The 20,843-nt window shown below is 41.6% G+C and carries 20 protein-coding genes and 1 riboswitch; of the genes, 11 read left to right on the forward strand and 9 right to left on the reverse strand.

Annotated features, from left to right (window positions below):
- Nucleotides 1-11: 11 nt before the first annotated feature.
- Nucleotides 12-719, reverse strand: coding sequence for a metallophosphoesterase family protein (locus N1I80_RS07405; RefSeq protein ID WP_340737252.1), 708 nt, complete (start codon nt 717-719; stop codon nt 12-14).
- 295 nt (nt 720-1,014) lie between these two features.
- Here N1I80_RS07405 and N1I80_RS07410 point away from each other — a divergent pair, with 295 nt between their 5' ends.
- Entirely contained in the window at nt 1,015-1,731 is a 717-nt protein-coding gene (locus N1I80_RS07410; RefSeq protein ID WP_340737253.1) for an NAD-dependent deacylase, read from the forward strand.
- A 51-nt stretch (nt 1,732-1,782) separates the two neighbouring features.
- Here the strand turns inward: N1I80_RS07410 and N1I80_RS07415 are convergent, their stop codons facing one another.
- Nucleotides 1,783-2,397, reverse strand: a complete 615-nt coding sequence (locus N1I80_RS07415) for a DUF3298 and DUF4163 domain-containing protein (RefSeq protein ID WP_340737254.1) — start codon at nt 2,395-2,397, stop codon at nt 1,783-1,785.
- 147 nt (nt 2,398-2,544) lie between these two features.
- On the opposite strand from N1I80_RS07415, the gene N1I80_RS07420 reads away from it, so the two are divergent.
- Nucleotides 2,545-2,979: a YkvA family protein gene (locus N1I80_RS07420; protein ID WP_340737255.1), complete on the forward strand. Its 435-nt coding sequence runs from the start codon at nt 2,545-2,547 to the stop codon at nt 2,977-2,979.
- A gap of 111 nt (nt 2,980-3,090) precedes the next feature.
- Here the strand turns inward: N1I80_RS07420 and N1I80_RS07425 are convergent, their stop codons facing one another.
- Complete coding sequence (locus tag N1I80_RS07425) at nt 3,091-3,951, reverse strand: SAM hydrolase/SAM-dependent halogenase family protein (RefSeq protein WP_340737256.1); 861 nt, start codon at nt 3,949-3,951, stop codon at nt 3,091-3,093.
- Between the two features lie 538 nt (nt 3,952-4,489).
- Between N1I80_RS07425 and N1I80_RS07430 the strand changes: the two genes are divergently transcribed.
- From N1I80_RS07430 to N1I80_RS07455, 6 genes are all read left to right on the forward strand, one after another.
- Entirely contained in the window at nt 4,490-4,822 is a 333-nt protein-coding gene (locus N1I80_RS07430; protein ID WP_340737257.1) for a hypothetical protein, read from the forward strand.
- A 143-nt stretch (nt 4,823-4,965) separates the two neighbouring features.
- The gene (locus tag N1I80_RS07435) at nt 4,966-5,283 is read left to right on the forward strand and encodes a nucleotide excision repair endonuclease (protein ID WP_445683698.1); all 318 of its coding nucleotides are present in this window, start codon (nt 4,966-4,968) and stop codon (nt 5,281-5,283) included.
- A 74-nt stretch (nt 5,284-5,357) separates the two neighbouring features.
- A complete protein-coding gene (locus tag N1I80_RS07440; protein ID WP_340737259.1) occupies nt 5,358-6,614 on the forward strand; it encodes a hypothetical protein in 1,257 nt (418 codons plus the stop codon).
- 652 nt (nt 6,615-7,266) lie between these two features.
- The gene (locus N1I80_RS07445; RefSeq protein ID WP_340737260.1) at nt 7,267-8,010 is read left to right on the forward strand and encodes a metal ABC transporter ATP-binding protein; all 744 of its coding nucleotides are present in this window, start codon (nt 7,267-7,269) and stop codon (nt 8,008-8,010) included.
- A complete protein-coding gene (locus N1I80_RS07450) occupies nt 8,010-8,867 on the forward strand; it encodes a metal ABC transporter permease (protein ID WP_340739992.1) in 858 nt (285 codons plus the stop codon). The genes N1I80_RS07445 and N1I80_RS07450 overlap by 1 nt, the downstream gene beginning before the upstream one ends.
- Nucleotides 8,868-8,881: 14 nt before the next feature.
- Nucleotides 8,882-9,814 (forward strand): metal ABC transporter substrate-binding protein, encoded by a 933-nt coding sequence (locus tag N1I80_RS07455; RefSeq protein WP_340737261.1) that lies wholly within the window; start codon nt 8,882-8,884, stop codon nt 9,812-9,814.
- Nucleotides 9,815-9,908: 94 nt separating this feature from the next.
- Here the strand turns inward: N1I80_RS07455 and N1I80_RS07460 are convergent, their stop codons facing one another.
- The 4 genes from N1I80_RS07460 to tenA are packed head-to-tail and all read right to left on the reverse strand — an operon-like array spanning nt 9,909 to nt 13,045.
- Complete coding sequence (locus tag N1I80_RS07460; protein ID WP_340737262.1) at nt 9,909-10,883, reverse strand: ABC transporter substrate-binding protein; 975 nt, start codon at nt 10,881-10,883, stop codon at nt 9,909-9,911.
- Entirely contained in the window at nt 10,880-11,620 is a 741-nt protein-coding gene (locus tag N1I80_RS07465; protein ID WP_340737263.1) for an ABC transporter permease, read from the reverse strand. Before N1I80_RS07465 ends, N1I80_RS07460 begins: the two co-directional genes overlap by 4 nt.
- Complete coding sequence (locus N1I80_RS07470; protein WP_340737264.1) at nt 11,617-12,378, reverse strand: ABC transporter ATP-binding protein; 762 nt, start codon at nt 12,376-12,378, stop codon at nt 11,617-11,619. The genes N1I80_RS07465 and N1I80_RS07470 overlap by 4 nt, the downstream gene beginning before the upstream one ends.
- Complete coding sequence (gene tenA / locus N1I80_RS07475) at nt 12,353-13,045, reverse strand: thiaminase II (protein ID WP_340737265.1); 693 nt, start codon at nt 13,043-13,045, stop codon at nt 12,353-12,355. The genes N1I80_RS07470 and tenA overlap by 26 nt, the downstream gene beginning before the upstream one ends.
- A gap of 105 nt (nt 13,046-13,150) precedes the next feature.
- Nucleotides 13,151-13,254: riboswitch (TPP riboswitch) on the reverse strand.
- Between the two features lie 148 nt (nt 13,255-13,402).
- Here tenA and N1I80_RS07480 point away from each other — a divergent pair.
- The 3 genes from N1I80_RS07480 (at nt 13,403) to brnQ (ending at nt 19,462) form a co-directional block, all read left to right on the forward strand.
- Nucleotides 13,403-14,560: an exonuclease SbcCD subunit D gene (locus tag N1I80_RS07480; protein WP_340737266.1), complete on the forward strand. Its 1,158-nt coding sequence runs from the start codon at nt 13,403-13,405 to the stop codon at nt 14,558-14,560.
- Complete coding sequence (locus N1I80_RS07485; RefSeq protein ID WP_340737267.1) at nt 14,557-17,643, forward strand: SMC family ATPase; 3,087 nt, start codon at nt 14,557-14,559, stop codon at nt 17,641-17,643. Before N1I80_RS07480 ends, N1I80_RS07485 begins: the two co-directional genes overlap by 4 nt.
- Before the next feature lie 463 nt (nt 17,644-18,106).
- Complete coding sequence (gene brnQ, locus N1I80_RS07490) at nt 18,107-19,462, forward strand: branched-chain amino acid transport system II carrier protein (protein WP_340737268.1); 1,356 nt, start codon at nt 18,107-18,109, stop codon at nt 19,460-19,462.
- 44 nt (nt 19,463-19,506) lie between these two features.
- On the opposite strand, the gene N1I80_RS07495 is transcribed toward brnQ, so the two are convergent.
- Together N1I80_RS07495 and N1I80_RS07500 are read right to left on the reverse strand one after the other, a co-directional pair.
- Nucleotides 19,507-20,169, reverse strand: coding sequence for a GntR family transcriptional regulator (locus N1I80_RS07495; RefSeq protein WP_340737269.1), 663 nt, complete (start codon nt 20,167-20,169; stop codon nt 19,507-19,509).
- Between the two features lie 89 nt (nt 20,170-20,258).
- Nucleotides 20,259-20,834, reverse strand: a complete 576-nt coding sequence (locus N1I80_RS07500) for a VanZ family protein (RefSeq protein ID WP_340737270.1) — start codon at nt 20,832-20,834, stop codon at nt 20,259-20,261.
- Nucleotides 20,835-20,843 lie beyond the last annotated feature (9 nt).

Genomic DNA, 20,843 nt, shown 5'->3' on the forward strand with positions numbered 1-20,843 from the left:
GTAGTATATCATTACTTTACATAGTGCATGACTTTAGCAGGCAGCTCTAGGCAGTTTAATTGTCCACCATAAACAGCTGCACCGTCAATGCCGATAATACGATTTTCTCCAAAGTAAATCGAATGGTTGTTTTTATCATTATGTAAGATAGTTGTTGGCGTATGCCCAAAAATGACAGGCTTGTCTCCCCTATAGTTATTGTAGAACTCCTCACGAATCCACATCAGGACATAGGGATCTGTTTCAGCAATTGGTATAGTCGGATGGACACCTGCATGGACAAAAATATAGTCATTATGCTCGACAATAGGGTCTAAGCTTTGGATGAATGCAAGATGTCCAGCTAGTTTTTCAGAATGTAGTACCGGCTTGACGAAGTCCTTGTTTTCAGGGATTATAAATTCACTTTCACTGAAACCATAGCTTTGTAAAGTGTTGCTACCTCCATTGCGATGAGCCCAATGCTTCCAAGAACGTTCATCGTTCGTCGTCAGTGCTTTGATCATCATGTCTTCATGATTGCCTCTTAGAATAAATGCTCCTTGCGCTTTTAGTTCGATGATCTTATCGAGTACTTTTCTTGAATCAGGCCCTCGGTCTACATAATCGCCTAACAAAATCAGCTGATCATGACGTGGATTGTACTGTACGTTGGATAAGAGCTGTTCAAATAGTTCTAATTCGCCGTGGATATCGCTTATAACGAGTGTTCGCTTCATCTATTTTCATCCCTTCAACGATATATTATATGAATTAAACTTACAGGAATGGTAGACTGGTGTAAATGGATAATACCGAATGTTGGATCATTTATTTTTATTGCATAATTAAAATGATGCATATTTAATGGAAAATATTAAAGTGATAATTTATGGTGTAGGTTACTTATTTCCTGGGGAATAATACGATTTTATTTTTGAGAAGGGGAAATACGAGTGAATCGCCTATTTTGTGATGAAATACTCAAAGGAAATTTGAATGTAGTTGGTTGCTAAATAGAAGGAGGAAACACAAATGCTTTTAGATTTAATTAAAAAATCAAGGTATACTGTTATTTATACAGGGGTGGGGATGTCGACGGAGAGTGGATTGCCGGATTTTCGCTCTACAAAAACAGGGCTTTGGGAACAGGAGGATCCATCGGTAGTTGCAAGTACCGATGCTTTAAATAGAGATGTGGAACGATTTTTCGAGTTTTATCGTAAGCGTGTACTTGGTGTAAAGGATTGCAGTCCCCATAAAGGCCATGAAATTTTAGCTGAATGGGAAAGACGAGGCATCATTCAGGGGATTATTACGCAAAATGTTGATGGTTTTCATTCAGTTGCTGGATCTGACAATGTCATGGAGTTGCATGGAACGCTGCAACAAGTCCATTGTCAATCGTGCGGGCAAGTGTATGGCAATGAGATGTATGAATCAGAAACTTTCTATTGTACATGTGGAGGGAAGCTACGACCATCCGTAGTGTTATTCGGGGAAGGGCTGCCGGAGGATACGTTCATGAAGGCAATCGATGCGAGTGAACGTGCGGATTTATTTATTGTCCTTGGTTCATCACTTACGGTTACACCTGCGAATCAGTTTCCACTTCTGGCAAAAGAACAGGGTGCGAAATTGGTTATTGTTAATTTGGAACCGACGTTATTTGATCACTATGCAGATGTAGTGATTCATAAGCGGAAAATTGGCGAGGTGCTAGCGGAATTAGATCACCATCTTTCTTCATAAGAACAAAGCCAGTTACCGAAACGATGTTAACGTTTCGATAACTGGCTTACTTCAAGTAAAGGCCATCATTCGATCGAGGGGACCATTCGGTTGAATAATGTCTGCGAGATCCAAAATTGGGATTGGGAAATACGGGAATCCCCAAACGCCGGCAGTGATTTCGTATGGCTGGAAGTAAATGACGAGCGTAGTATCGCCAATATAGAAGTCTTGGTCAGGCCGAATTTCTTTGAATGGTGGGTCTAATAATTCTATATGCCAATCATTGATACGTTGTCTGATAATATCGGACAGTATCTTTACGTAATGACTGCCGGGTTTGAACAACTCTTGTAATGTATATTGCTTCCCTGTTTTCGTATCAAATGTTAGTGATTTAATGAGGGTCGTGCCATGTGCGCCGCCCGTGAATGAATAGACGATGAGATTTAAGCTGAGTAGGCCACGTTGGTTCGTTTTAAGCTCAAAGTAAGCTACTAATTCCACAAGTTCGGGTTTATAGTAACTCTGTTCAATGAGCATATTATTCAAAGTCGTAACGATGGCGTGGTTAATGGTACTTTGTATATGGATATTGGGTAAATGGACAACAACAGGATAATACACAGTCACTTTCGGTGAAGCATGGGGTAATTTCTTCGATTCAATTGACACAGGAAGTTCCATTATAAATTCCCTCTCTTTTCACTAGAATAGTTCATCGTATGAAGGAGAGGAGTGAAAAAGAAGAGGATTAGCTGTAGGTTAACAAATGACTTTACGATGCGTACCATGTAGAATTAATGTACTAAGTGCTTATGTGGGGGGTCCATCATGTTAAATAAACAGCGGAATTATGAAGAGAAATTGAAGGATTTTGATCCGGAATCTACAATAGCAACAACTGACAACCATTATTCTGATAAAAAGTTTTGGGACAAGGTTAAGAATTACGGTAAACAGGCTGGAAAGCAAACAATATATTACAGTTTACTGCTATTCTACACAGCCAAAAGTCCAACAGTGCCAAAATCGTCAAAAATGATTGTTGTCGGTGCACTCAGCTATCTTATTTTCCCTGTCGATCTAATCCCTGATTTCATCCCGGTAGTGGGGCTTGTAGATGATGCCAGTGTGATTGCGGCAGCCGTCATGAAAATCATGCAGCATATCGATGACGATATAAAAAATAAAGCGAAGCAACAATTGGTTAAGCTTTTTGGTGATGATGGGGATTATGGAGCTATTGATAAACAATTGCTGGAGTAAGGGAGTGTTATCTAATTATTTCCTTGTCCAATCTATATAGTATAAAGAAAAGTGAGTATTTGCTGATGAAAGCAGATACTCACCTTTTTACATTTATTTAGTTCTCGGGATTTATTCATAAACAATTCTCGGGGCTTTGCGAATGGTGACTTGCCAATTCGTACCTGTTCCAACACGGTAGGCATCTGCAAATGACCCTTGGTTGATGGCGATACCAATATTGTCGAGGGAATTGACATAGACGAGTGGCTCGCCAATGTGTAAATCTGCAAAGGATCGACCGAATGTCATGATGTTGTTGTATATGGTGCGCCCGTCTGTGGTGATGGCGACTTCGAATGAGTCACCATGCTGCTGTGCAATTTCCTTGAATTGTTGTCTGCTAATATTGGTCCATAGATTTCCAAAAGGTCTATCGATAATATCGACATTTCCCGTGATCACTTCATCGATTATTTTCGATATTTTTAATGGTAAAGCAATTACTTTTTCTGTATCAAGGATAGGGCCAATATCATTAAATTGGATTACGCCCGCAGCGAGCCGTGCACCTGTAAAAGCGAAAATATCGCGCCCGTGGAATGTATGGGATTCACCAGAGTTCGGAAGGCGGTTGATTGTTTCGTCAATTTCTCGTACTTCAGTAATGCCAATGAATTGCGCTACATGTGTTAATGTACCATTATCTGGCGTCACGATATAATGGTTGTTGACCGTTTTAGCGACAATCCCACGCCGTTCTGAACCTACACCAGGGTCAACAATCGATACGAAAACCGTATTGTCAGGCCAATAACCAATTGCTTGTAGTAAACGGTAAGACGCTTCCCAAATATTATATTGTGGAATCTGATGTGTAATTTCATAAATAGGAATTCCGCGTTGAACGGCGTTTGCTACACCATGCATGGCGCTAACTGCCCCATCACTTTTACCGAAATCTGATTGAAAAACTAATAGACCTGTTGTCATACAAAGCACTCTCCTCATTTTAAAGTATATGAAATTTAAAAACAAAAAATCCCGCCCGATTCAATCATGAATTGATTGAAAAGGACGAGATGAATGCTCGTGTTACCACCTTTTTTCGTTGCCTATTCACATAGACAACCTCAGCAAGTACAAAATCCTACCAGGATGGATTTTAGACTGTGATATAGATAACGGGTACCAATTCCCGCCGCTAATCTACTGATGCAAACTTGTTGCACGTTCAACGCAGAGCTCAGAGGCCATTGTTCAAGTGGAGTTTTTCTGCTTCTTTTCAGCGACCGAAGCTTTCTGTGAGAAATCCTATGCACTTTACTTTTCTCTTCAACGCTTATAGTTATTAGAAAGTACTTTACATGAAGATGAAAGAAAGGTCAATCTTTTTCGAGTATTCATTTTAAACTAATTTATAAACCGCTATATTTCTACAACCTTCCACTTGTGAAATGGCGAGTAATGTCCGATAATTAGGTGATGAAGTAAACGATACGGGACTATATTACGGGGGAGGAATGGGTGTATGGAAATAACAAATACAATGATTTTGACAGCTATCACTGATTTATCGGGCTTTGTTAAGGTGCTTGTGGAGGATGTTAAGACACTTACCGAAGATATGGTAGAAGTGAAGAGTGACATTGCGGGGATGAAGGAAGACATTTCAGGAATAAAAGTCGAGTTGACTGAAGTGAAGGAAGAGGTTTCAAGTATTAAGCAAGAAATGAAACAGATTAATGAAAAAATTGGTGCGACTCATGACTTAGCAATACGAATCGATGATAAAGTAACGATTCTAAATGGTGAATTTTTAGGTACTCGTGCGGATGTACTAGCACTACAACGTGCAAGATAATATTAAGTGTTTGCCACTCTGCTTCGCTTTTTAAGCAGTTTTGTGGTACTATTTGTGTTTAGATTAGAAGAGGACGTGAAGTTGAATTGATTACAATTACAGTACCAAATGCAGATATAACAATTGTGCAGCGTAAGCAAGAAATGGCTCCGGGTGTTGCGCCGATTAAACCGATTTATGGCTTTATTGATTTACATGAAATTCCTCGCGATAAAGGCGGTATCATCTTGTTTTATAACAATAAAGATGAATTGCTGTTCGCTGGGAAAGCGCGTAAACTTCGTCAACGTGTCAAGAAGCATTTTGAGGACACAGTGTCACCGATTAAAGATCACCGCAACGAGGTTAAACAAATTTCCGTTATTATCGTTGAAGATCCAATGGAACGCGAAATTTACGAAACGTATATTATTAATACGCAACGTGCGAAATACAATGTCGATAAAGTATTTTTTGAATGAACGAAATGGAGAGCTGACTGCTACGCGCAATCGGCTTTTCTTTTTGACTATATACATAAGAAAAGGGTGGAAGCATGGACGAGAGATTACAGCAGATTGCTGATGAGGCGCACGTGAAGTTTGGGTTGGATGCGTATAAGTTGGAAAGACACTCGATTTCTAAGCATAGAGATGCAAAAGGTGAAGCGTATTATGTTGTGAATATGGAGTGGTTTCCGAAAGAATTGAACGAGACAATAGAAGAAGATATGAATCCGGAAGGTACTGCATGTCTTGAATATAATATTCAAGAACAGTGTTTTGACAGTGTTATTTTCACCCTAGGGCAATCTTTTTCAACGCTAGCACCATTTGTAAAGAAAACACCTGAAGAAGTGGCGGCTTGGCTTGAAAAGCAAACAGGGTTAACATACGGGATTGATTTTAAACTAACGCAAGCAAGTAGTGATGAGTTCCAATTTGAAATGGATATAGAAGGCGTTAGAATGTCTCCAGCTTTTATGATAAATGTGAAATTTGATGAAATGGGTAAACTTACTTCATATTCAAGATATGGTAGAGCTCCTCATCAGGAGGACATCATGAAATCCGCATTCACGCTAACGCTAGAAGAGATAGAGCCACTTGTAAAAAAACAGTTACAGCTAGTAGAGTTTCCATCTGAATTAGATAACCGATTCGTTCCGGCATACGCGATGGAGGAAGTATTTGTGACAGTAGATGGGCAGCGAATCATTCCGTTTTTTGAACATGAACGAACAATCGTAAAAGTGGGAGAAATAGTGGAATGGGATCATCCGCTTGCGCAAACATTTGAGCGTGAAGAACTAACCTTCGTTTCTGAATCAACGGTCGAAGAGGCATTTGGTCTTGTTAATGATAAATTGCTGTTGACCGACGATCAAATTGAGCGCAGTAAAGAGGTTGTCCGTGATGTTTTACGGTCTGAATACCCACATGAATCAGGAAAATGGCAGCTTGCAGAACTTCGACGTCAAGAGAATTTCATAGAAGCGCATTGTAGATTTACGACAAAAAAATCGACAATATTTAAACGTAAATTTGTTGTATTCATCAAACCAGAAAATATGTCTGTCTTGAATTTCGTAGATAATGGAGCAATGATGGAGATATTTGAGACATTTGCCCCAGCGGAACAAGCTGTTGTTACACATGACGAAGCGTTTGAGAAAATGGTACCATATATCACACTCGATCCGACGTACGTCTATGATGAACTGACAGGGAAATATATTTTATGTGGATTGCTGGATGCCGCAGAAGCGGTAGATGCAGTGACAGGGGAAGTTATTGCGTTGAGTGATCTATAAAGTTAATCGTATAGTGAAATGAGGATGCCGTGATAATGGTGTCCTCATTTTTTTAGGGTTTCCATTGCGTAGCCGAGTTTGTCGAATTCGTAGTTCAGTATCTCAATTAGGTGTCCAAGTTCGCAAAATAGGTAGCCGAGTTTCAATCGGGTGTCGCAGTTATGAGAAAAGGTGTCACAGTTTTTCGGATAGGTGTCCAAGTTCGCAAAATAGGTATCCGAGTTTCAATCGGGTGTCGCAGTTATGTGAAAAGGTGTTGCAGTTTATCTGGTAGGTGTCCGAGTTTGAGAAATAGGTAGTCGAGTTTCAATCGGGTGTCGCAGTTTAGTGAGTAGGTGTCCCAGTTTCTCGCCGGGGTGTCCGAGTTTGCGAAATAGGTAGTCAAGTTTCAATCGGGTATCGCAGTTATGTGAAAAGGTGTTGCAGTTTCTCGATTAGGTGCCCCAGTTCTGCGTCTACCCCATCAAGAAAAACTTTTGCTTTACATTTCATCTTAAATCTTTTATTATAGAGACAGAAAGTTTCCCTTGGGAAAGAACAGCTGAATTCATTTTTTTTGCCTATAAAGTTTCCCGAGGGCAAAAAAATTTACGCTACAAGTTGCCTTAAGGAAACTTATTGCATATCAATAGTTATATGGAGGTGCCGTGAAATGAAAAATGCAATCGCTGTGTCGAATTTACATGTGTCTTATTACGGAAAAGAAGTGCTACACGATATTGAGTTTGCAATTTCTATGGGGAAGTCTGTGGGGATTATCGGTCCAAATGGAGCAGGTAAGTCAACTTTGTTGAAAGCAATTTTGAACTTAATTCCAAAGGATTCGGGTGAAATAGATATCATGGGTTCTACGTTGAAAGAAGTGCGTAAACGGATTGCGTACGTTCCACAACGAAGTGCAATTGACTGGGATTTTCCGATTCGGGTGAAGGAAACCGTGCTGATTGGTACGTATCCGTCTGTTAGTCTACTGAAAAGACCGGGGAAGAAAGAAAAGGAATTGGCATTGAAGTGTCTGGAAAAGGTAGATATGTTAGCGTTTCAGGACAGACAAATCGGTGAATTATCTGGAGGACAGCAGCAAAGGGTTTTCTTAGCACGTGCGCTCGCTCAGCAAGCTGATTTATTTCTTCTTGATGAGCCATTTGTTGGGATTGATGTAGCAAGTGAAGAGGTGATTGTGAGGATTTTAAAAGAGTTGCGGGATGAAGGGAAAGCAATTATTGTTGTTCACCATGATTTAAGCAAAGCAGAAAAATACTTTGATGAGCTTCTGTTGTTGAATAAAGAGCTAATATCAAGTGGAGATGTGAAGGAAGTGTTTACGCCGCGTAATATTGCGAAGGCATATGGTGGGCAGTTATCCTTTTTAGAGGAAATGGTGATGACAACATGATGAATTTTATGCATTCAGTAATCGAGTATGAATTTTTACAAAAGGCTCTATTGACGTCTGTTATGGTCGGTGTGATTTGTGGAGTCATTGGATGTTTTATCATATTACGTGGAATGGCGCTAATGGGTGATGCAATTTCCCACGCCGTATTACCTGGCGTGGCCATTTCGTATATGTTAGGCATCAATTTCTTCATAGGGGCAGTGGCGACAGGTATCCTTACAGCTGTCGGAATTGGTTTCATCAGTCAAAATAGTCGGGTGAAAAATGATTCCTCGATTGGAATTGTTTTTACGGCAGCGTTTGCTCTAGGTATCCTGCTCATTACAGCGCTGAAAAGTAGCTCCGATTTATATCATATTTTATTTGGAAATGTATTGGCAGTTAGGCCTTCAGATATGTGGATTACACTTATCATTGGAGTCATTGTGTTGGGTAGCGTTTATCTATTCTATAAAGAATTGCTCGTCAGTTCTTTTGATCCGATTATGGCACAAGCTTACGGTTTGCCGACGAAGTTGATTCATTATTTTTTGATGACGTTGTTGACACTTGTGACAGTTGCCTCGTTACAGACGGTCGGTATTATCCTTGTTGTTGCTATGCTCATTACGCCGGCTTCGACGGCCTACTTATTGACGGATCGCTTATCGGTGATGATTGGCTTGTCAGCACTTTTCGGCGCGGTTTCTGCAGTAGGTGGCTTGTATTTAAGCTTCACCTATAATCTGGCATCAGGTGCAACAATCGTTCTCGTGGCGACAACGATGTTTATCTTATCTTTATTATTTTCACCGAAACAAGGGGTTTTATTGCGAAGCATTCGAACGAAACGGAAAAAAACAATTATTGTTTGAGAGGGAGATTATTAATGAAGAAACTGATTTTATTGTTCGCAACAATGGCTATTGCGGTTTTGGTATCTGCATGTAGCCAAGGAGAGACTTCACCAAAAGAACAAAATGAAAAGTTGAAAATTGTTACGACCTATTCAATCGTTTACGATATGATAAAAAATGTTGGAGGAGATCATGTAGAGGTGCATAGTTTAGCGCCTATCGGATCAGATCCCCATAATTATGACCCACTTCCTGCGGATCTTGTTTTGACGACGGATGCTGATGTTATCTTTTATAATGGATTGAACTTAGAAGAAGGAAATTCTTGGTTTAATGAAATGATTGAAACCGCTGGTAAATCAGTGACAGATGACAATGTTGTTCGTGTGAGTGAGGGTGTTGAACCAATGCTTCTTAGTTCAGATGAACATAAGAATGAAGAGGATCCACATGCTTGGCTCGATGTGCGGAATGGCATCAAATATGTTGAAAATATTCGTGAGGCATTAAAGAAAATCGATTCTGCTAATGCAGATGCCTATGACAAAAACGCTGAAAAATATATTGCGGAGCTAAATACGCTTCATGAAGAGATTATTGACATGATGCATGCGATTCCAGAAGAAAAACGTATCCTTGTCACGAGTGAAGGGGCATTTAAATACTTCTCGGCTGCCTATGACTTCCAGGCTGCCTACATTTGGGAAATTAATTCACATAGTGAAGGGACGCCAGAGCAACTGAAGAGCATTATTAGCATAGTGAAAGAGGAGGGGGTTCCATCACTGTTCCTAGAATCCAGCGTCGATCCACGGAGTATGGAGATGGTATCGAGAGAAACAGGAGTACCCATCCATGGAAAAATATTTACGGATTCATTGGGGAAAGCCGGTAGTGACGGCGACACCTATATTAAGATGATCAAATGGAATGCCGATATGATTGCCGATGGATTAGGGGAATAAAAAATAAGCGAGTCATGCAACATCTTATGATAGATGACGCATGACTCTTTTTAGTATCTTACGCATTATTAGTGAATTCATTTTAAGCTTTTTCTTATTTCATATTCACATAGATGCCCTCAAGATTAGCTTCTTTTTGCAATAAACCTGTTTCCTTCATCCAATCGGCCGTCACTTTCCATGTCTCTTCGTCCTGTTCGCCAAAGGTTCCAGGCGATTTCATTTTTGGAAGGAGTACAGACAGGGATTCTCTTTCTACCTCTTCGACTAATGGGAAGTTGGCTTCATCTTGGTGTTTTAGTAAAGTAGACAGCGCTTCTTCGGGATCTTTTTCGATATCGTCGAAAGCTTTGCCAACTGCGCGCCAAAATGCTCCAATATTTTGTTGCTCATTTTTCCATGTGTCATCACTTGTCACGACGACAAGCTCGTAAAACGATGGGACGCCAAAGTCTGTTGGGTCGATATAGCCTGTAGGGAATCCTTCATATTCGAGCAAGGGGACTTCATGATTAATATACGCACCGATGACAGCGTCCGCTTTCTTTGCAATCAATGAAGAATTTAGTTCGAAACCAACATCGACCATATTTACTTTACTAAAGTCAGCACCGTTAGCATCCATCATCGTTTGAAGCATGGCTTCATTTAATGGGATACCAGTATAGCCGACGGTTTTCCCTTCTAAGTCCTTTGGTGATTCGATACCGCTTTCCTTCAAGAAGGCGACATGATTCAACGGGGAGCGAACGAGGACACCAACTGATTTTACGCCAATGTCTTGTTCGGATCGTGCAATGATGACATCAGGCTGATAGGTAATCCCGAGTGTCACTTTTCCCGCGGCAGCAAGGTTGATAGGATCAGTTGGATTTGCAGGAAACTGGATATCCAGTTCAATGCCCTCCTCTTCAAAATAGCCCTTTTCCTCTGCAACATAGAGGAAACTATGTACGGCATTTGGATACCAATCGAGCATAATGCTCACCTTTTTCGTTTCTTCTTGATTGCATGCGCTAAGTAGTAGAATTAATGCGATGCTCGTTAATGATAATGTAATCTTCTTCAACTTTTCAACCTCCATTTTAATAGTTGATTTTCCAAATAAGCCACGCAACTAAATAATCCAATTCCAACGACGGTTAGTACGACGATGGGAGCAAACACGGCAGCACCATCAAACTGTGTCATCATTCGGCGGCTAAAGTATCCGAGCCCTGCTTGTGCACCAAGCCATTCTCCGATAGCTGCCCCGATTACGCTGAGTGTTACAGCGACCTTCAAGCCTGAAAGGAAGTGAGGCAGGGCGGTTGGCACGGAATATTTCAAGAAAATATCTTTTCTCGTGGCTCCCATCGTTAAAAAAAGTTCGCGCATGTCTTTTGTCCCGGAAGACAGTCCGTCGAATGTATTGACGGTGATTGGAAAAAAAGTGATCAGCACGGTGACGGCAACTTTGCTCCAAATGGTATAGCCGAACCACAAGACAAAAATAGGTGCCAACGCGATAATGGGAATCATTTGGGACGCTATCAAAATGGGATAGAGCGCTTTACGCACACTCAAATTGGCAGACATCCAGACAGCGATAGCAACGCCAAAACTAATTGAAATAACAAGTCCAATGACAATCGTTAGCAAGGTGACGGGCAAATGCTTCAGTAATAATACATCCTTCAGCTCCCAAAAGCGCACAGCAATTTGACTAGGTGAAGGCAGGATGAACGGTTTATTGAATAGTCGTGCACCAAGCTCCCAGACACCGACGAACAGGACAATGATGACAAGGGAAGGGGCGTTTTTCATACGCGGACCTCGCTTCGTAGCTGACGGAGCAACTGCTCTTTCAACATAATCATTTCCGGGTGATGACTATCACTTCTTGTTCGCCGTCTTGCCAGTGGGATGTCGATTTCTTCAATTGAAGTGACTGGTTTATTTTTCAATAAAAAAATACGGTCGGATAGAAATAAAGCTTCTTCCACATCATGCGTAATGAATAATACGGTAGCTTGTCGCTTTTTCCATTGGTCAATTAACCATTCTTGCATAGATAGCCGTGTAATCGCATCGAGTGCCGAAAACGGTTCATCCAATAAAAGAAGGGGGTTGCCGGAAAGGACAGCGCGTAGAAAAGCGACGCGCTGTTTCATGCCACCTGATAGTTCAGCAGGATAGCTGTCCTCTGTTCCTGCAAGACCGAATTCATGTAATAAAGGTAGTACATTTTCACGTGCAGATTGCTTATCTATTCCGTTCATTTCGAGAGGCAGACAAGCATTTTCTATAATTGTCCGCCATGGTAACAGCAAATCCTGCTGCGGCATATAGCCCACCTTACCTAGTCGCTTTCCATTTTGATCCCCTGCAAGTGTAATAGAGCCAATGGATGGTTCAGCTAACCCTGTAACGAGGCGGAAAATCGTGCTTTTTCCGGAACCACTAACACCAACAATCGAAATAAACTCTCCAGGAAGAATTGTCAAGCTCACCTCATCAAGGATCATGCTACCGGATGGATAGCTGAATGAAACCTTGTCAAACGCCAGCATGAGCGATTTCATTCCCAGGCCACATCTGTTTGTCATTGGCCATATCCCAAAACATGTATTCGAATCGCGTTGTATTGAGGAAGATTTCTTCAAGTTTCAACAGTTCGTGTTCCGGTTTTCCAGCCGCTGCTTTATCCATTAAATCGATGCACCAACTAGCCAATTCGCCGAATTCCTCTGATGCATACATACGTACCCAATCCCCGTATAACGGATGGTCGGCAGCACCTGGAATGGCGTTTAGCTCCTTGCCAATTTCCCAGTAACTCCATGCACAAGGTAATAATGCCGCAATGACTTCCGCAACCGTCCCATTTTGACAAACATGTAACATATAGTGCGTATACGCGAGAACAATTGGCGAGGGCTTTGCTGTTTCAAGTTCCTGTTCAGAAATTCCAAAGCGCTCGGCATAGTTTCGATGTAACGCCATTTCCGTGTTGAGCGTGCCATCAAGGAGTGTGGCGAATTTGCCCATCGTTTCCAGGTCATCTGCTTTCACAGCACCAATCGCAAACACTTTCGCATAATCAATTAAATACAAGTAATCTTGCACCATATAAAATCTGAATTTATCCGGATCAAGCGTCCCATCGCCAATCCCTTGTACAAAAGGGTGACTGTGATTCTGTCTCCAAATTGGTAATGTCTTTTCCAGCAAGCGATCAGTGAATTTCATAACTAAAACACTCCCTTTGATTTTGCCCAACAACGTAAAAACCCACTCCTTGAAGAAGAAGTGGGTTGTAGACAGTCAAAGTTATCCGGAAAACAGACCGGCAGAATTATGTCAGCACCTCTTCCTTACGCTGGTATTAACCAGTTCAAGTTATAAGGGTTAAGGCACATGCCTCTCTCAGCTCTGTTCGAGCACCCCTAGCGGTGAATCTTATGCAATTGGATTTGCCCTATTATAAGCATATCTAATCAGGAAGGTCAACTACTAGTTTGGAAATCGTAGGAAAGAGGGAAGGAATTCATTTTTATGCTGTAGTCCTGTAAAGTAGTAGAAAAGAACATTGAGGGGGATATGAAGTTGAAATTTTTTCATACAGCGGACTGGCATTTAGGTAAGCTTGTGCAAGGCGTTTATATGACAGATGGGCAGCGCTATGTGCTGGACCAGTTTATGGAGGCGATAAAGGAGGAACAACCGGACGCAGTCGTAATTGCAGGTGATTTGTATGATCGGGCAGTACCCCCAACTGAAGCGGTTGCATTATTGGATGAAGTACTGGAGAAAATCATTATGGAACTGAAGATACCTGTTCTTGCCATTGGTGGAAATCACGATAGCCCGGGGCGTTTGAACTTTGGTAGCGGATTGATGCGCGCCAACGGTTACCATATTGCCGGTCAAATGACGAAAGACATTGAACCTGTTGTTCTGTCGGATGAATTCGGTGAAGTTCATTTCCATCTCGTGCCGTTTGCAGACCCCTCAGTTGTCAAACATCTTCATGGTGACGACCAGATTGCCAATCATAACGATGCGATGAAAAAAGTGACAGCAGGCATTTGTGCAAACTTGCAGGAAGATGCGCGTCATGTCTTTGTGGGACATGCATTTGTCACTTCACACGGGGAAAGTGAGGCAAACACGAGTGATTCAGAACGACCATTAGCTATTGGCGGTGCTGAATATGTGTCGGCACAGTTGTTTGAACCGTTCCATTATACAGCACTCGGTCACTTGCATCAGGCCCATTTTGTGTTGAATGAAACGATTCGCTATGCAGGCTCACCCATGAAATATTCCATTTCGGAGCAGCATCATAACAAAGGTTTTTTCGTTGTTGAACTGGATGCAGAAGGTCAAGTGACAGTTGAAAAACGGGAGCTAATACCCCAGCATGACATGAGGACAGTGGAAGGTACGATGGAGGACATTTTATTGCATCCCGTTAGTGAAGATTATGTCTTCGTTAAATTGCTGGATGATACGCCGGTTTTATTCCCAATGGAAAAAATTCGATCGGTCTATCCGAATGCGATGCATGTCGAACGGAAAATATTCGTGCCGTTGAGGAATGAAGAGAATGAGCAGCAGATTGAACATGGAAAACAGGATGATATAGCGCTCTTTAAAGCATTCTATGAGGAAATGAAGGGCGAAGCGGCGGATGTGGAAACGGAAGAGCTGTTTGCACAAGTGCTTCATGAGGTTATGCAGAAGGAGGGGCTGGGACTGTGAGACCTATCCAATTAACGATGACGGCATTTGGCCCGTATAAAGGGACGGAAATCGTCGACTTTAGAGAGTTAGAAGATAATCGATTGTTCGTCATTTCGGGTGCAACGGGTGCTGGGAAAACGACGATTTTTGATGGGATTTGCTTTGCGTTGTATGGACAAGCGAGTGGCGAAGACCGAACGGATAGTGGGGCGATGCGTAGTGACTTTGCAGACGATGCCGTACCGACAACGGTAGAGTTGTTGTTTGCTATTCAGAACCGAACGTATCGTATATTGCGTCAAATTCCGTATGTCAAACAAGGAAATAAAACGAAAACCGCTGCCCGTTATGAGTTCTATGAAGTGACAGCTGACGGAGAAGTACCGATTGTTGATCGACAAATTGTGTCTGAAATTGATAAGAAGGCTGAGGAGCTCATTGGTTTTACGCAGGCTCAATTTAGCCAGATTGTTATGCTGCCACAAGGGGAGTTTCGTAAGTTTTTAACATCTGATACTGAAAATAAAGAAACGATTATGCGGAAGATTTTTAGAACAGAGCCTTATCGTGAAATTGTAGACAAGTTGAAAAGTAAAAAAGATGAAGCACAAGCTAAATTGATTGGCGAAAGGCAACAAAAGGATGGCCTTATGAAACAAATCCCATCGCTATTACCACAGCGTGATTCTGCTATTTTTACCGTATTAGCCAATGAAAACTATAACGATCATCAAGTGATGCGTGCATTGGAAACGGAGCAGTTATTTTATAATGAAAAAATAATGGTTGATAAAGACCGTTACGACAAGGCTGTTCAACAACATGCAGAAATGCTTGAAAAATATCATGCAGCCAAAGGTGTAAATGAGCGATTCAATGAGTTGGCGCAAAGAAAAGCAGTATATGCAGAGCTATCGAATCAGGTCCCTTTTTTAGAAAAAGAAGCCAAACGACTTGGGGATGCAGAGCGTGCAGTGACGATTGAGCAGTTGGAAATACAGTTTGTCGAGCTGAAGAAAGAAGTGGGCACTAAACAAGTGCATCTTGAAAAAGCTGTTCGTAGTGTTCAACTGATTGCCAAAGAAATCGAAGAAATCGAAGCTCACTATACAATAGAAGAAGGAAAGAAGCCAGAGCGTGAAAAGGTAGCGGAGAGCTTGATGCGTTTACAGGACGCATTGCCGCAGGTCGCAGCGCTGGCCTCTAAAAAAGAGGCACTTGCCACACTCAACAAAGAATGGCAGACACGCCAGGCAACCTTGCAAGTGACGACTGAAAAATCTGCCATTGAAATAGAAAAAGTGACTGTTTTTAAAAATCAAATGGAACAATTAGAAAAGCGACTGATTGTATTTGATGATCAAGTTGAATTGCTGGCAGCCACGACTGAAAAATGCCGGATTGTCGATGAATTTATGGGATTGGCAGCACAAACAGCTAGTTTTGCCGATGAGCGAAATAAGCAGGAACTTCTATATGTAGCGAGTAAAAAAGAATACGAAGCGTTAGCGCAAGATTGGCTGATGAACGAGGCGGCCACATTAGCGGCGACGCTTCATGACGGGGAAGCTTGTCCCGTGTGCGGGAGTGATGAACATCCGCAGAAAGCGCACCGTGGTGAGGTTGAGGTTACAAAGGAAGAGCTTGAAAAGGCAAATGCCGAGCTTGCACGTATTGAGAGCCTTTACCGGACTGCGGTAGCGAATTATGACAGTTCATTCAAACAAATAACGGTGAAAAAGAGTGAGCTTGTCAAAATTGATGTTGATGTGGAGCAGGTAGAAGCTGAAAACAGTAACTTACATGTAATGAAGAAACAGCTGGAACAAGAGGTTTCGGCACTTCGCGCGACGCGACAAGAGCTAAGCCAGTTGAAGGACAAGTTAACGCAACAGAGTAAAATAGCTGAACAATTGGTGCAACATAAGGCAGTCATCGAACGGGCTGTATTTGACTGTCAGGCATCCTATGAAAAAGAACAGGCTCTTTTTGAACAGACACTGAATGCTATACCAGAAGATATACGGGAGCTAAACGTACTAGAGCAACGTATTGCCTCATTCACGCAACAAAAAAGAGCATTAGATACGGCATGGGAAACGATTCAGAAACGTCGTGAAGAAGGAAGAGAGCGTTTAGCGACTAGTAAATCGGCTGAAATTCATATGAAACAGGCGCTTATTGAAACGGAAGAAAAACGGCAGACTGCACAGCAACGATTTGTAGAGGCATTACAAAAATCGGAGTTTCCAACGGAGCAAGCTTATCACGATGCGAAAATGGATGAAGCATCACGTGTGAAATTGAAATCTGACATTGAGAACTTTAAACAACAGTTTTATGCTGTACGTGAGGCTGTGAAGGAGCTTGCCGCACTGTTAGAAGGAAAAGAAAAGATTGATATTAGCGGAGTCGATCAAGCATTAGTTGAATTGAAAGCCACCTATGAAGCTGCTTTGACTGCGTATAATAGCTCGACGGAATTTGCCAAGCAGGCCGCACAATTGCAAGTGAAAATCGGTGAGTCCATGACAATCGTTGCAACGCTCGAAAAAGAATTTGGCAAAGTGACCGATTTATATGATGTTGTTAGAGGGCATAATGGATTACGTCTGTCATTTGAACGCTTTATACAAATCGAATATTTGGAGAGGATCATTCAGTCGGCAAACTTACGATTAAAAGAAATGTCCGGTGGTCAGTTTGAATTGATACGTAGTGATCGGCAGGAAGTTCGAGGTAGGCAAAGTGGATTGGGCCTTGATGTTTATGATGCTTATACCGGACAAACGCGCGATGTGAAAACATTGTCGGGCGGCGAAAAGTTCAATGCCTCTCTTTGTTTGGCACTTGGTATGGCGGATGTTATTCAAAGCTTCCAAGGTTCGGTGTCGATTGATACGATGTTTATTGACGAAGGTTTTGGGTCATTGGATGAAGAATCATTGAGTAAGGCGATTGATACGCTCATTGATTTACAGAAGTCGGGTCGGATGATTGGTGTTATTTCGCATGTTGAAGAATTGAAAGCGGCATTCCCTGCAATTCTGGAAGTGAAAAAATCGAGAGAAGGACATAGTCAGACGCAGTTTTTAACTTGATTCAGCAGAAGTCCACACTTCTATAGGGGAGAAATATAGTTCCATTTCTCCTTAGTGGTGGGAAGAATGCCAGAAGAGCATTTCAATCAGAGGGAGTTTGATTCAAGTTAAGCCTCCGACGTACAGGACGTACTAGTGCCGACAATGCCACAGGACGTGGCGTTTTTGTCGGCCGGCGGATGTTAGGGATTTTGAGGGGAGTGGATTGCGCTGAGCACAATTCAAAATCCCAACGCAATTACGCCGAGGCGCAATTGATTAAAATAAACAGCTAGCTACATCCGTATGGCGAGCATTTTTGCCGTACGGATGTTTGTATATAGTAGGAATATGTTGTAAAATTAATATTTTCAAATAATTATCAACAATATATTGCATTTCTTTGATGGAAAGGGTATTATTATTTCCGGTGATATATTGCATATACGGAATCATGTTAGACATCTGAGGGGGAACTGGAATTATGCAGAAGAAATTATCGTTTTCATCGTATCTTGTTATTGGCGTCATGTTATTCGCCTTATTTTTTGGAGCAGGAAATCTAATATTCCCCGCGCAGCTGGGGCAGTATGCCGGAACAAATCTTTGGCCTGCTGTTATCGGATTTTTAATTACAGGTGTCGGGTTACCGTTTCTTGGTATTTTAGCCATTGGGTTTTCGGGTAGCCGAAATTTGCAAGACCTAGCGAGCCGAATTCATCCGATCTATGCAGTAATTTTTACAGCACTGCTTTATTTAACAATCGGGCCATTTTTTGCAGCGCCACGTACAGGGGCTGTCGCGTTTGATATTGGTATTGCGCCTTTTATTGGTGAAGGTCACATGCAAGTCGCGTCTATTGTTTTCACATTGATATTTTTTGGTATTACATTGTGGCTGTCTTTGAATCCTGCGAAAATTGTTGACAACGTTGGAAAAATTCTTTCACCGGGAATTATTATACTACTTCTTATATTGCTTGCGATGGTAGTTGTGAAACCGATGGGAGCGATTGGATCTCCACAGGATGCTTATGCAAGTGGGGCATTTATGAAAGGGTTCACGGAGGGCTATAATACGATGGATGCACTGGCATCACTGGTGTTTGGTATTATCGTCATCAATGTCATTCGTTCAATGGGTGTGACAAGTAAGCAAGGTATTTTAGCGGCAACGGCTAAAACAGGTGCTGTGGCAACTGCATTCCTTGCGATTATTTATGTAGGCATTGCCTATTTGGGTGCTACAAGCACGGGGTTGTTAGGCTTTTTTGATACAGGAGGGCCTGTGTTAAGCGGGGCTTCGACGCATTATCTTGGCAAATTTGGACTAATCATGTTGGCTGTTGTTATTTTGCTTGCCTGCTTGACAACAAGTATCGGACTAATTACGGCTTGTGGAGAATACTTCCATACGTTAATGCCGAAAATTAGTTATAAATGGTTTGTAACGATTTTCGCAACATTTTGTTTTGTGGTGGCGAACTTCGGGCTGGCGAATATCATTACCTATTCGATTCCTGTCTTGATGTTCTTATATCCATTAGCAGTCTCATTAATGCTACTGACGTTTGCATCGCCCTTGTTCCATCATTCACGTCTGGTGTATGTAGCAGCAACGATTGTCACGTTTATGATTAGTGTCATCGATGGCTTGAAGGCACTTTGTGATTCATTGGAAATTGATTATTTTGGGTGGATGTCACCGATCGTTTCCTTCTATGAAGAAACATTGCCGTTTTACAGTCAAGGCCTTGGCTGGCTGTTGCCTGTCCTTGCTGTTATGCTTGTAACAGGTATTGTTGCTCGTATGTTAAAAACGTCTTCAGTGCGGGTATAATGAAAAAAGCCGGTTTCCTCATTGAGAGGGACCGGCTTTTTTCATTAATTCGATGGTAATGAATAAAATTCGTCAATCGCACGCAACCAATTATCTCGCATTGTCGCGGCAACTGTTAAGGCATCACGTTCTTTCAGTAATTGAATAATTTTACGGTGCTCCTCAATTGATTGTTCAGTTAAGACAATGGAGTTATGGAAAAACAATCGTCTCACGTGTGCTTGAAGTGATTCAACCATCGACAGGATATAGGAGTTATCTGCGATATCAACAACAATTTGGTGGAATTCCTCATCAATCTTCAACGCAGAAAAATAATCTTTTGTATATACGGCTTCCGCGAATCTGTCATTCGTACTTTCAAGCAATGCAATGGCCTCGTCGGTAAGATGTGGGATTGCGAGCTCCGCTGATAATGCTTGGAGAGCAGCAAGTGGGGGGAGGAGTTCAGTAATTGAATTCCTATCCACTTCGGTTACTTGTGTGGCTTTCCCAGGAAACATTTTGACGAATCCTTGTACCTCAAGTAATTGCAAAGATTCCCGGATTGGCGTCCTGCTTACGCCTAGCGCCTCGGCAAGTTCCGTATCGTTGAGCTTTTCACCTGCATGTAGCGTGCCATCAATAATCCATTGCTGGAGCTGGTTGAATGCATTTTCCTTCGCAGTAACACGAATCGGTTTTGCATGATCCGTAGGTATCGGCATTGTGAATCACCATCCTGTATAAGTTATTATTTATTCAGTATACAGTAAAGTGAATACAATTGATATATGCAATATATCGCTAAGAGAGATTAGTTTTTTGCAAACATCGCAACGAATTGTGGATAAAACCTTCTCGTCACAACGTATAGACCATAACCAATCATACTCCCCAATGTATTCAGCCATAAATCGTCGATGTCCGTGCTACGTGCTTGTGTCAATTGTGTTGTTTCAATAAATAAGGAAATGCTAAATCCAATGAAGGTAACCTTCCAAAAATGATTGAATCGTCCCCATAATAAAGGAACCATATAACCAATCGGTATAAATATGCAAATATTACCCAAAAAGTTAATGATAAAGGGCTGCCAATAATTTAATTCGGTAATGGCGTAATAGTTATCTTGAAAAACCCTGAAGGGAGTCATATTGATATTGGAAAAATCACGTGTAACCTCAGGGCCTGTATATAAAAACGTCAGTATTGTTTGTGAAAATAAGGCAGTCATAAATAATAGAAAGCTCACTACTCCGATTTCACGGGACAGACGCGATTTAGTGCCTTCCCGCAATCTATTAAAAATGAAGCGAAAGAAGAGGATGAAGGGTAAAACGATAATCATATAAGGAATCATTTCACGAATATAGCCTAAGATTGCAATCATACTAGTCAC

It is taken from the genome of Sporosarcina sp. FSL K6-3457, from assembly GCF_038007285.1.
Classification (GTDB): Bacteria; Bacillota; Bacilli; order Bacillales_A; family Planococcaceae; genus Sporosarcina.